The organism is Yersinia aldovae ATCC 35236 (genome assembly GCF_000173735.1).
GTDB lineage: Bacteria > Pseudomonadota > Gammaproteobacteria > Enterobacterales > Enterobacteriaceae > Yersinia > Yersinia aldovae.
In genome coordinates this window covers 1-218 of record NZ_ACCB01000144.1, presented here as the reverse complement: position 1 = coordinate 218, position 218 = coordinate 1, and the positions used below count along the sequence as shown (strand labels likewise).

Genomic DNA, 218 nt, shown 5'->3' with positions numbered 1-218 from the left:
TATCGGCGGGTTGGGATTTATCCGATGTGACTGAAATCCCTGATAGTCTCTTTCATGAGTACACCGTTTTTCCGCTGGGTAAGTGCAGGGTTGTTGTTGATGGAATGCCTGCGTGGGTAAATATCCCGACACCGCCAGCGCTTACCTCAGATGAATTGGCAGCAAAGGCGCGCCGTTATCGTGATGATTTTATTACTGCCACCGATCCGATGATGGTC

Annotated in this window: 1 pseudogene; it reads left to right on the top strand. The window is 50.0% G+C overall.

Annotated elements, in window-relative coordinates:
- Positions 1 to 26 precede the first annotated feature (26 nt).
- Positions 27 to 218, top strand: a pseudogene (locus YALDO0001_RS21430) (phage tail protein); the annotation flags it as partial.